Here is a 10,859-nt window from a genome sequence, read left to right as displayed (position 1 = left end):
GGTAACTTTACGTTTATGGATGTACACAAGACTGTCAGAATTCCCTTCCGTTTCCTTTGACCCGAGCCTGTTCATGCAAATCAAGACCGCCCTGCTCTTCGCCAACCCTTGCGATGACGAGGAAGACAACATGGCGACCCTCTGCTGCCACGGCGACAAGGGTCAGATGGTCCTGCTCACCCGCTACCCGGATGAAGACACGGTCGACCTGACGCTCGATGACGAGCCCTCGACGCTGGATGGCTTGAAGGTGACCTTGACTGCCCAGCGCCTGCTGATCGAAGTGGCGGCCGGGGATCGCGATGCCTTGAAGGGGGATGAAACGCTGGAGATCATCCTGACCAGCGAACTGAGCGATATGGACGAGGTGAAGGAAACGCTGCAGAACATTCTGCAGGGGACCGGGACGTTCGTCTGCGAGGTCTGATACAAGCCCGAAGAGCCGCGAAGCGGCCCGATACAGGCAAAGTGGGGCTTAAGGTTTACACACGCCTGTTGGCAGCTTCGTAGACTTCATCGGCCGGCTCGTTGTCCTTGAAAATGACAAGATGGGTCGCATTCCCGCTGGTCACTTCCTTCAAGCGCGCACCAAACGTTCTAGCCATCGCCGTGGCAGACACAGCCTGCTCAGCTCTGGTCATTAGTCCACCCATCGCATGTTTGCTCCCGTCAGTTGCTGCATTGCCTCCGAAGACTACAGGGAGTAAGGAAGGGATGCAGCTGCTCTTGCCGACTCGATAGCACACAATTTTGCGCAAAATAATACGCAAATGAATACGTACAAATGCCTTCCTGATAGGTGGTAATGCCTCTGCGGAAGGCAGATTAGTGATCCAACAGAGGGTGTGCAACGAGATGCTGTCGGCAGAAGTTTTTTTGGGAAATGGACTACATCAGGGCGCTGACCTAGTCACGATTGAAGATCATGCCATTCGCTATTGGCCTGGCGCGTGTGGTTGCAGGAACGATCGGGCGGGACTATAAGAGCTCAAGCTAACTTGAGGTCAACCGGCGTGACAGTTAAATCATCCACCGACAGCTCGCGGCTACTCACCGTCGGCGAGGTCGCCAAACGCAGTGGCGTGGCGGTCTCCGCCCTGCACTTCTACGAATCCAAAGGGCTGATCGCCGGCACCCGTACCGCCGGCAACCAGCGGCGTTACCCCGCATTGGTGCTGCGCACCATCGCCATCATCAAGGTGGCCCAGCGCACCGGCATCCCCCTCGAAGAAATCAAACGCGCCCTGGGCCGCTACCCGCCGAACAGCAAACTCACGGCCGCCCAGTGGGGCGAGATGTCATCGGCCTGGCGAGAAGACCTGAACGCCCGCATTCGCACGCTGGAGGCCCTGAGAGACAGCCTGGACAACTGCATCGGCTGCGGTTGCCTGTCGTTGCAAGACTGCCCGCTGCGCAACCCCGAGGACGTGCTGGGCAAGGAGGGATCGGGGGCCAGGATCCTGGAAAATGGCGGTGCTGCCGGGGGACGGTAAGCGCGGGCCTTTCATGGCGACCTGCATCTGATCATCGAGAAGCGATGACACATTGCTTGCTTATGACACAAAGTGTCATTAGTATCGATGTGTGTCCTGGCTTGCACGCTGTGCCAGCCAGGTAGTCATTACCGCCTTCTCATGCAGGTACTCTCCGTGACCACGACCATGCAGACCCCCAAGGACCAGCTCGTCAAACATGCCCAGCAGCAGATGCTGACTGCGCTGGCCGACAACACTTACACCCCGCGGCAGAAACTCGCCCTGACCTGCCGAATCCTGTTCGACGGCGGCCACGACTCCGGCCTGGCCGGGCAGATCACCGCACGGGCGCCGGAGCCTGGCACCTACTACACCCAACAGCTTGGCCTGGGCTTCGACGAGATTTCGGCCTCCAACCTGCTGGTCGTCGACGAAGACCTGAACGTGCTGCACGGCCACGGCATGGCCAACCCAGCGAATCGCTTTCACAGCTGGCTGTATCGCGCACGCCCCGACGTGAACTGCATCATCCATACCCACCCGTTGCACAGCGCCGCCCTGTCGATGCTCGAAGTGCCGCTGGCCATCTCGCACATGGACCTTTGCCCGCTGTTCGACGATTGCGCCTTCCTCAAGGAATGGCCGGGTGTGCCGGTGGGCAATGAAGAAGGCGAGATCATCGCCGGGGCCATCGGCGACAAGCGGGCGATCCTGCTTTCACACCATGGCCTGCTGATCGCCGGCCGCTCGATCGAGGAAGCCTGTGTGCTTGCTCTACTGTTCGAACGCGCCGCCAGGATGCAGCTGCTGGCCATGGGCGCCGGTGAGATCCGCCCGATCCCCGAAGCACTTGGCAAAGAAGCCCATGACTGGATTTCCACGCCAAAACGCCATGGCGCCGCGTTCAGCTATTACGCGCGTCGTGCCTTGCGTGCCCATGGCGACTGCCTGGGCTGATCGAAGTTGTCCCCCTTCCTGAACAACGGCAAAGGTACCTGGTCATGTCTACACCTGTAATTCGCGGCGTCATCGGCTACACCATCACCCCCTTCGCGGCAGACGGCTCGGTCGATCTGAACGCATTGGGTAGATCCATCGACAGCCTGATCCAGGCCGGCGTGCACGCTATCGCCCCGCTGGGCAGTACCGGCGAAGGCGCCTACCTGTCCGATAGCGAGTGGGAATCTGTGGTTCGCTTCAGCCTGGAGAAGGTCGCCGGCCGTGTACCCAGCGTGGTCAGCGTCTCGGACCTGACCACCGCGCGTACCGTGCAGCGTGCCCGCCTGGCCCAGGCGTGCGGGGCCACGGCGGTGATGGTGTTGCCCGTCTCCTATTGGAAGTTGACCGAGGCCGAGGTGGTCGACCACTACAGAGCGGTCGGCGCGGCGATCGACATCCCGATCATGCTCTACAACAACCCGGGCACCAGCGGCACCGACCTGTCGGTAGAGCTGATCCTGCGTATTCTGGGCGAAGTCGCCAATGTCACCATGGTCAAGGAGAGCACCGGTGATATTCAGCGCATGCACCGCCTGTACACCGCGACCGAAGGCAAGGTGGCGTTCTACAACGGTTGCAACCCGCTCACCCTGGAAGCCCTGGTTGCCGGTGCCACGGGCTGGTGCACCGCAGCGCCAAACCTGATCCCCGCGTTGAACCTGGCCTTGTGGGACGCCGTGCAGAACGGCGAGCTGGCAGAGGCGCGTGCGCTGTTCTACCGCCAATACGAATTGCTGGCGTACATCACCCGCCGTGGCCTGCCCACCACCATCAAGGCTGGGCTGAAAATGCGGGGCCAGGATGTGGGCGCACCGCGACTGCCCCTGCAGCCGCTGGACCCGCAAGGCAGTGCCTACCTCAAAGGGCTGCTGGACGCGCTCGCACCCCAGTAACGCACGCCCCTGTAGGAGCGGCCTTGCGTCGCGAAAGGGGTGCGAAGCAGCCCCAGCAATCTATACGGCGAAGCTGAGATCCTGGGGCTGCTTCGCACCCCTTTCGCGACGCAAGGCCGCTCCTACCCTCAGCCACGGACACTGCCACCCGAGTGCACCACCCGCCCCGCCTCACCGGGCCGGTTGACGAACAGCAGGTCAAGCGTGCTATTGCGCAGCCCTTTAACAGGGTTCCAGTTCGCCGATGTATGAGTGTAGCGCTCGCGCAACAGCCGTTGCTCCTGCTCGGTCAAATGCGCGTGGTCACTACGCCCCAAGGCAAAATCATGCAGCTTGCGGCTGATTTCGCCCAACTCATCCGGCACTGCATAGGCCTCATCGTTGCCCAACTCGGCAAACGGCACGCCCGCGCGCAGCGCCAACTCACGCATGATGCTCAGACGGCCTGGATAAATTTGCCAGCCGCCATTAGTCGCCACCCCCCCGGATAGATTAAAGTATCACCCCTTGCCGAGGCAGCTGCCCCCAGCGCGCCTGCGGCCCAATACCAGGAACCGTCGCCGATGGAACACCGTGAAGCGCTGATCGCGCTGCGCACCTTTCTTTCCTCCCAGATCCTAGGCCAGGAGAAGCTGGTCGAGCGGCTGCTGATCGTGCTCCTGGCCGACGGCCACATGCTGGTCGAGGGCGCCCCCGGCCTGGCCAAGACCAAGGCCATCAAGGAGCTCGCCGAGGGTATCGAAGCGCAGTTCCACCGCATCCAGTTCACCCCCGACCTGCTCCCTGCCGACATTACCGGCACCGAAATCTACCGCCCGGAAACCGGCAGTTTCGTGTTCCAGCAGGGGCCGATCTTCCACAACCTGGTGCTGGCCGACGAAATCAACCGCGCCCCGGCCAAGGTCCAGTCGGCGCTGCTCGAAGCCATGGCCGAGCGTCAGGTCAGCGTGGGCCGCAGTACCTACGACCTGTCACCGCTGTTTCTGGTCATGGCCACCCAGAACCCCATCGAGCAAGAGGGCACCTACCCGCTGCCCGAGGCTCAGCTCGACCGCTTCCTGATGCACGTGAAAATCGGCTTCCCGGACGCTGCGGTGGAGCGGCGCATCCTGCTGCAGGCCCGCGGCGAAGCACTGGGCGGCGAGACCAAGCCCGAGCGCCGGGTCAGCCAGCAGGCGATCTTCGCCGCGCGCAAGGAAATCCTCGGCCTGTACATGGCCGACGCCGTCGAGGAATACCTGGTGCAACTGGTGATGGCCACACGCACCCCGGCCAAATTCGACACCGAACTGGCCGACTGGATCGCCTACGGCGCCAGCCCCCGCGGCTCGATTTCGCTGGACCGCTGCTCACGTGCCCATGCCTGGCTGGCCGGGCGCGACTTCGTCAGCCCCGAGGATATCCAGGCGGTGCTGTTCGACGTGCTGCGCCACCGCATCATCCTGTCGTTCGAGGCCGAGGCTGCGGGGATCGACCAGGACCGGGTGGTCCAGCGTATCCTCGACGTCGTCGCCGTTGCCTGAGCCCATGCCCACCGCGCAGCTGGCCGAGCCCGGCATCCGTATCGGCCTTGCCGAGCTGATCGATATGCGCCACCGCGTGCGCGAAATCCAGCTGTTTTCCCGGCCCGGCCAGCGCAGCCCGCTGGTGGGCCTGCACCACTCCAAGCTGCGCGGACGCGGCGTGGACTTCGACCAGGTGCGCGTCTACCAGGCCGGCGACGATGTGCGCAACATCGACTGGCGCGTCACCGCGCGCACGCAGGAGCCACACACTAAGCTGTTCCATGAAGAGCGCGAGCGGCCGATCTTCATTCTGGTCGAGCAGAGCCAGCGGCTGTTCTTCGGCTCGGGGCTGATGTTCAAGTCGGTACTGGCAGCCCAGGCCGCAGCACTGTTCGGCTGGGCAGCGCTGGGGCACAACGACCGCATTGGCGGGCTGGTGTTCGGCGACAACGAACACCACGAAATCAAGCCGCGGCGCAGCAAGCAGAGCCTGCTGCAGTTGCTCAACCGCCTGGCCAAGGTCAACCAGTCGCTGCACACCGAAGCCACGCCCCAGGCCGACAGCCTTGGCCTGGCCTTGCGCCGGGCGCGCGAAGTGCTGCGCCCTGGCAGCCTGGCGATCATCATCTGCGACGAACGCGCGCTGACCGACCAGGTCGAGCAACACCTGGCCATGCTCTCGCGCCACTGCGACCTGTTGCTGCTGCCCGTCTCCGACCCGCTCGACCACGCCTTGCCCGCTGCCGGCCTGTTGCGCTTCGCCCAGCGCAGCGCGCAACTGGAGCTCGACACCCTGGACGCCAGCCTGCGCCAGGCTTACCGCCAGCAAGCCGAGTCGCGTATCGAGCGCTGGGAACTGATGGCACAGAAGCTGCGCGTGGTGCTGATGCCGCTGAGCACCCAAAGCGAGATGATCGAGCAGTTGCGCGAGTACCTCAACGCCCAGCGCGCGGGGAGCAGTAAATGAACCCGCTGGACCAGTTGCACCCGCTGATCACCCCAGAGGCAATCGGCCTGTGGCCACCGGCACCGGGTTGGTGGGTGTTGCTGGCCTTGCTGCCGCTGCTTGCCTGGGGCCTGTGGCGTATGCGCCGTTGGCGCCCCGGCAAACGCCGCATCGTGCGTGCCGAGCAACCGCTCGATCCAGTGCGCGTGGCCGCCCTGGCCGAACTTGCTCGCCTGCCGCGCCCCTATGACGGAGCCCCGGCCGGCGCCTGGCTGCAGCAGATCAACGGCTTGCTCAAGCGCCTGTGCCGCAGCCACTACCCCGGTGCCAACAGCCACACGCTCAACGGTCGCCAGTGGCTGGCATTTCTCGACAACCGCTGCCCGGCCGCCGGCCTGACCCGCTGGATGGTGCTGGTCGAAGGCGCCTACAAGCCTGAGTGCAAACTCGACGACAAAGCCATCGTCGGCCTCAGCCAGGCTGTCGAAACCTGGATCCGCAAGCATGTTTGAACTGGCCTGGCCGTGGATGTTCGCCCTGCTGCCGCTGCCGTGGCTGGCACGCATGATGCTGCCCGCCGCCGACAGTGGCGAGCCGGTGCTCAAGGTGGGCTTCCTGAACGAGCTGGAAGGCCTTGCCGGGCGCCGGGCGCGGCTCAACCTGCCGACCTGGCGCCAACAGGCGCCCATCGTCATCATCTGGCTGTTGCTGCTGTTGGCCGCAGCCCGCCCGCAATGGCTCGGCGACCCAGTACCGGTGGCGGCCAGCGGTCGCGACCTGCTGGTGGCGGTGGATGTGTCGGGCTCGATGGACTTCCCCGACATGCAGTGGAAGGACGACGAGATCAGCCGCCTCGACCTGGTCAAGGCGCTGCTGGGCGACTTTCTTCAGGACCGCGAAGGCGACCGGGTCGGCCTGATCCTGTTTGGCAGCCAGGCCTACCTGCAGGCCCCGCTGACCTTCGACCGGCGTACCGTGCGTACCTTCCTCGACGAAGCGCAGATCGGCATCGCCGGCAAGAACACCGCCATCGGTGACGCCATCGGCCTGGCGGTCAAGCGCCTGCGCCAGCGCCCGGCACAGAGCCGGGTGCTGGTGCTGATCACCGACGGCGCCAACAACGGCGGGCAGATCCACCCGCTGACCGCCGCCCGCCTGGCCGCCCAGGAAGGCGTGCGCATCTATACCATCGGCATCGGTGCCAACCCCGAGGCCAGCGGCACTCCTGGCCTGCTGGGCCTCAACCCGAGCCTTGACCTGGACGAAGCCTCGCTCAAGGAAATCGCCGACATGACCCACGGCGCCTACTTCCGCGCCCACGACGGCGCCGAACTGGACGCCATCGGCGACGCCCTCGACGAACTGGAGCCGGTGGCCCAGCAACCGACCCAGGCGCGCACCGCCAAGGCCCTGTATGCCTGGCCCCTGGCCCTGGCGCTGTTGCTCAGCGTGCTGCTGGTAGTGGCCGTGCAATGGCCCGACAACCGTCTGCAGCGCCTGCTGCGCAAACCGCGCTTTCTGCAGCCGCATCCGGAATGGCGCCAGCGCCTCAAACGCCTGCGGCTGAGGAGGCGGCGATGATCGAGCTCTGGCCACAATGGTTGCGCCCCCTCTGGCTGCTGGTCGTGCCGCTGCTCGGCTGGCTGCTGTTCAAGCTTTGGCACCGGCGCAAACGCGCCGGGCGCTGGCAGATGATCTTGCCGCCGGCCTTCCATGCCGTGCTGCTTGGGGGCGGCAGCGGCAGCACCAGCAAACTGCCCTGGGTCGTGCTGGGCCTGGCCTGGGCACTGGTGGTCATGGCGCTGCTCGGGCCGAGCTGGCAACGCGTGGAAGAAAACCGCCAACGCCCGGCCGACCCGCTGGTGATCCTGCTTGAACTCACCCCACAGATGCTCGCCGAGGACAGCCCACCCAACCGCCTGGAGCAGGCCCGGCGCAAGGTCCTCGACCTGCTCGAACACCGCCACGACAGCCAGACCGCACTGATCGTCTACGCAGGGTCCGCCCACACCCTGGTGCCGCTGTCCGACGACCTGGGTACCACCCGCAACCTGCTGGAGGCGATCGACCCGTCGATCATGCCCAAACCCGGCCAGCGCGCAGACCTGGCGGTGCAAAAAGGCCTGGCCTTGCTGGCCCAGAGCGGCCTGGGGCAAGGCCGCCTGCTGTTGATTGGCTCCTCGCTCAGCGCAGCGGAACGCCAAGGCATCGTCCAGGCCCTCGGCCGCCAGGGCCCAAGCCTGCTGATGCTGGGCATCGGCAGCCGCGACGGCGCCCCGGTGCGGCAGGCCAACGGCGAATTCCTCAAGGATGACCAGGGCGGCATCCTGCTGCCACGCCTGGACAGCGCCAGCCTCAAGGCATTTGTCAGCAGCACCGGCGGGCGCTACCGCAATGCCCGGGTCGACGACCTCGACCTGCGCGGCCTGGGCCTGTTCGACAACCCGCGCGCCTTGCGGAACGACGGCCAGACCTTGCAACTGGATAGCTGGGCAGACCAGGGCTACTGGTTGCTGATTCCACTGCTGCTGCTGGCAGCCTGCGCCGGCCGTCGCGGCTGGCTGTTCTGCCTGCCGCTATTGCTGGCCCTGCCGCAGCCCAGCCAGGCGTTCGAGTTCAATGACCTGTGGCTGCGCCCCGACCAGCAAGGCCAGCGCCTGCTCGAACAGAACCGCCCGGCCAGCGCCGCGCGCCATTTCCAGGACGCGCAATGGCGCGGCATGGCGCTGTATCAGGCCGGCGATTACGCCGGTGCCGCCCAGGCCTTCTCCGAAGGCAATACGGCGGCAGCGCACTACAATCGAGGCAATGCCCTGGCCCGCAGTGGTGAGCTGGAAGCCGCGCTGGACGCCTATGACCAGGCCCTGGAGCGCCAACCCGACCTGCAACCGGCACTGGACAACCAGGCGCTGGTCCAGCAAATGCTGCAACAGCGTGAGGCCAAGGCCGAACAACAAGCCGCCAGCAGCGAAGCCCAAGGCACACCCGGCAGCGAAACCGAAGGCAACAGCAGCTCGGCCAGCAACCCCGCACAGGGCACGCCCGGCAGTGACGAACACGCCAACGCCGAACAACCCGGCGAAGGCAGCAACAACAGCCAGGCCACACCGGGCAACCAGGGCGGCGCCGCCGACGACATCATCCAGCCACCCCAGCGCCCAGTGTCCACCAGCCTCGACGCCGAACAGCGTCAAGCCCTTGAACAGTGGCTGCGGGAGATCCCCGATAACCCGGCGGAACTGCTGCGGCGCAAATTCTGGTATGAACAGCAATTGCATCAGGACAACCCACAATGAGTCGCTTCGGCGTCTTTCTCCTCGGTTTCTTATGGGCCTTGCTGGCCCAGGCCGAACCGATGCTGCAAGCCAGCGTCGACCGTACCCGCCTGGGCGCCGGCGAAAGCCTGGAACTGACCCTCGAAAGCCAGGACGTGACCCAGTTTGGCAAGCCCGACCTGCGTGCCCTGGAGGGCGACTTCGAGGTGCGTGGCACTCGTCAGTTGAACAGCCTGCACACCCTCGACGGCGAAACCCGCGCCAGCACCCGCTGGATCATCACCCTGCTGCCACGGCGCAGCGGCAGCCTGCGCATCCCGGAACTGCAACTGGGCCAGTCACGCAGCCAGGCCATCGACCTGCAAGTGCTGCAGGCCGATGCCAGCCGCCAGGACAGCGCCTCCCAAGTGTTCATCGAAGCGACCCTGGACAGCACCGATGTGTATGTCCAGGCCCAGGCGGTGCTGACCCTGCGCATCTACCATTCGGTGGCGCTGTATGACGACAGCAGCCTCAGCCCGCTGCAGTTGGACAACGCCAAGGTCGAGCCTTTGGGCGAGTCGCGCACTTACGAAAAGGAAATCAACGGCGTGCGCCACGGGGTGATTGAAACCCGCTATGCCGTCTATCCGCAGCAGAGCGGCGGCCTGGAAATCCCCCCCCTGACCTTTACCGCCACCGCCGCCGCCAGCGTCGACGACGAACAGTCGCCCGCCGCAGCGCCGCGTGCCGGCCGCCAGGTGCAGGTCAGCTCGCTGCCGCTGCGCCTCGCCGTGCGCCCGATTCCGGCGGCCTGGCCGGCCGGTGCGCCGTGGCTGCCCGCACGCAGCCTGACCCTTGAAGAGCACTGGAACCCCGACCCAGGCAGCCAGCAGACGCAGATTGGCGATTCCCTCACCCGCAACATCACCCTGCGCGCTGACGGTTTGTCCAGCACTCAGCTGCCGCCGCTGCCGGCCACCGAGATCACCGGCCTGCGCCGCTACCCCGACCAGCCGCTGCTGCGCAACGAAATCAACGACCGCGGCATGACCGCCAACCGCGAGGAGCGTGAGGCTCTGGTGCCTACCCACAGTGGCGAGTTGGCCCTGCCAGCGCTGGAAGTATCGTGGTGGAACACCCGTGAAGATCACCTCGAGCACACCAGCCTGCCGGCGCGAACCCTGGACGTTCAGGACAACCCGGCGCTGAGCGCCGACACCCCGGTCGGCGACAGCCGTTCTGGCAGCGGCTTGCTGTGGCCTTGGCAGCTTGCCACGCTGGTGTTGGCCCTGACTACGCTGCTAGGCTTCACCCTGTGGTGGCGGGCGCGCTCGCAACCGGCGGTGCTGCGCGCCGCGCAACAAGGCCCCAGCCCACGCACCCTGCTGGACGACCTCAAGCGCGCCTGCCAGGCCAACGACCCGCAGGCCACGCGCCAGGCGCTCGACGCCTGGGCACGCCAGCAACCGCAGACGCTGGCGGAGATGGCGGCGCGTTTCGTGCCGTTGTCCGATGCGCTGGATGGGCTGAATGGGGCTTTGTATAGCGAGAGTGGCCAGTATTGGCAGGGTGAGGATTTGTGGCGGGCGATCGGTACCATTCCGCCGGCCGAGCAGGTGCTGCTGCCTTCCGGGGATACGGGGGGGTTGCCGCCGTTGTATCCGAAGTGACATGTGGGCTGCAGCGGGTGCAGGGCTTGGCATTTTCAGCGCCTATGAGATCGAGCGCCGGGGCTGGCAGGTGCTTGCCACAACGTACTCAGGGCCTATGAGATCGAGCGCCGC

At 65.4% G+C, this 10,859-nt stretch carries 10 protein-coding genes and 1 pseudogene; 10 read left to right on the top strand and 1 reads right to left on the bottom strand.

All coding sequences use genetic code 11. The features are described from left to right. Window positions 1–73 precede the first annotated feature (73 nt). The 4 genes from HU766_RS04505 (at window position 74) to HU766_RS04490 (ending at window position 3,367) form a co-directional block, all read left to right on the top strand. Entirely contained in the window at window positions 74–427 is a 354-nt protein-coding gene (locus HU766_RS04505; RefSeq protein WP_033700495.1) for a hypothetical protein, read from the top strand. A gap of 586 nt (window positions 428–1,013) precedes the next feature. Further along, window positions 1,014–1,493 (top strand): redox-sensitive transcriptional activator SoxR, encoded by a 480-nt coding sequence (gene soxR, locus HU766_RS04500; RefSeq protein ID WP_033700496.1) that lies wholly within the window; start codon window positions 1,014–1,016, stop codon window positions 1,491–1,493. A gap of 156 nt (window positions 1,494–1,649) precedes the next feature. Then, a complete protein-coding gene (locus HU766_RS04495) occupies window positions 1,650–2,432 on the top strand; it encodes an aldolase (RefSeq protein ID WP_033701487.1) in 783 nt (260 codons plus the stop codon). Between the two features lie 44 nt (window positions 2,433–2,476). After that, the gene (locus tag HU766_RS04490; RefSeq protein ID WP_186653924.1) at window positions 2,477–3,367 is read left to right on the top strand and encodes a dihydrodipicolinate synthase family protein; all 891 of its coding nucleotides are present in this window, start codon (window positions 2,477–2,479) and stop codon (window positions 3,365–3,367) included. Window positions 3,368–3,495: 128 nt separating this feature from the next. Here HU766_RS04490 and HU766_RS04485 read toward each other — a convergent pair. Further along, a pseudogene (locus tag HU766_RS04485) lies at window positions 3,496–3,825 on the bottom strand (hypothetical protein); the annotation flags it as partial. 105 nt (window positions 3,826–3,930) lie between these two features. Here HU766_RS04485 and HU766_RS04480 point away from each other — a divergent pair. The 6 genes from HU766_RS04480 to HU766_RS04455 are packed head-to-tail and all read left to right on the top strand — an operon-like array spanning window position 3,931 to window position 10,745. Beyond that, a complete protein-coding gene (locus tag HU766_RS04480) occupies window positions 3,931–4,890 on the top strand; it encodes a MoxR family ATPase (protein ID WP_033700499.1) in 960 nt (319 codons plus the stop codon). A gap of 4 nt (window positions 4,891–4,894) precedes the next feature. Continuing rightward, window positions 4,895–5,839: a DUF58 domain-containing protein gene (locus HU766_RS04475; RefSeq protein WP_033700501.1), complete on the top strand. Its 945-nt coding sequence runs from the start codon at window positions 4,895–4,897 to the stop codon at window positions 5,837–5,839. Further along, complete coding sequence (locus tag HU766_RS04470) at window positions 5,836–6,330, top strand: DUF4381 domain-containing protein (protein WP_033700502.1); 495 nt, start codon at window positions 5,836–5,838, stop codon at window positions 6,328–6,330. Before HU766_RS04475 ends, HU766_RS04470 begins: the two co-directional genes overlap by 4 nt. Beyond that, window positions 6,323–7,399 (top strand): VWA domain-containing protein, encoded by a 1,077-nt coding sequence (locus tag HU766_RS04465; protein WP_186653920.1) that lies wholly within the window; start codon window positions 6,323–6,325, stop codon window positions 7,397–7,399. The genes HU766_RS04470 and HU766_RS04465 overlap by 8 nt, the downstream gene beginning before the upstream one ends. Next, window positions 7,396–9,114: a tetratricopeptide repeat protein gene (locus HU766_RS04460; protein ID WP_186653918.1), complete on the top strand. Its 1,719-nt coding sequence runs from the start codon at window positions 7,396–7,398 to the stop codon at window positions 9,112–9,114. Before HU766_RS04465 ends, HU766_RS04460 begins: the two co-directional genes overlap by 4 nt. Beyond that, complete coding sequence (locus HU766_RS04455) at window positions 9,111–10,745, top strand: BatD family protein (protein WP_186653916.1); 1,635 nt, start codon at window positions 9,111–9,113, stop codon at window positions 10,743–10,745. Before HU766_RS04460 ends, HU766_RS04455 begins: the two co-directional genes overlap by 4 nt. The last annotated feature ends 114 nt before the right edge of the window (window positions 10,746–10,859 follow it).

This window comes from Pseudomonas sp. SWRI77 (genome assembly GCF_014269105.1).
GTDB lineage: Bacteria > Pseudomonadota > Gammaproteobacteria > Pseudomonadales > Pseudomonadaceae > Aquipseudomonas > Aquipseudomonas capeferrum.
The sequence above is the reverse complement of the archived record's forward strand: the minus strand, read 5'-3'. Positions and strand labels throughout refer to the sequence as shown.

Excerpts from the sequence above, each read along its gene's own strand:
- HU766_RS04505 (WP_033700495.1), top strand. The coding sequence starts at position 74 with ATGCAAATCAAGACCGCCCTGCTCTTCGCCAACCCTTGCGATGACGAG.
- HU766_RS04490 (WP_186653924.1), top strand. The coding sequence starts at position 2,477 with ATGTCTACACCTGTAATTCGCGGCGTCATCGGCTACACCATCACCCCC.
- HU766_RS04480 (WP_033700499.1), top strand. The coding sequence starts at position 3,931 with ATGGAACACCGTGAAGCGCTGATCGCGCTGCGCACCTTTCTTTCCTCC.
- HU766_RS04475 (WP_033700501.1), top strand. The coding sequence starts at position 4,895 with ATGCCCACCGCGCAGCTGGCCGAGCCCGGCATCCGTATCGGCCTTGCC.
- HU766_RS04470 (WP_033700502.1), top strand. The coding sequence starts at position 5,836 with ATGAACCCGCTGGACCAGTTGCACCCGCTGATCACCCCAGAGGCAATC.
- HU766_RS04465 (WP_186653920.1), top strand. The coding sequence starts at position 6,323 with ATGTTTGAACTGGCCTGGCCGTGGATGTTCGCCCTGCTGCCGCTGCCG.
- HU766_RS04460 (WP_186653918.1), top strand. The coding sequence starts at position 7,396 with ATGATCGAGCTCTGGCCACAATGGTTGCGCCCCCTCTGGCTGCTGGTC.
- HU766_RS04455 (WP_186653916.1), top strand. The coding sequence starts at position 9,111 with ATGAGTCGCTTCGGCGTCTTTCTCCTCGGTTTCTTATGGGCCTTGCTG.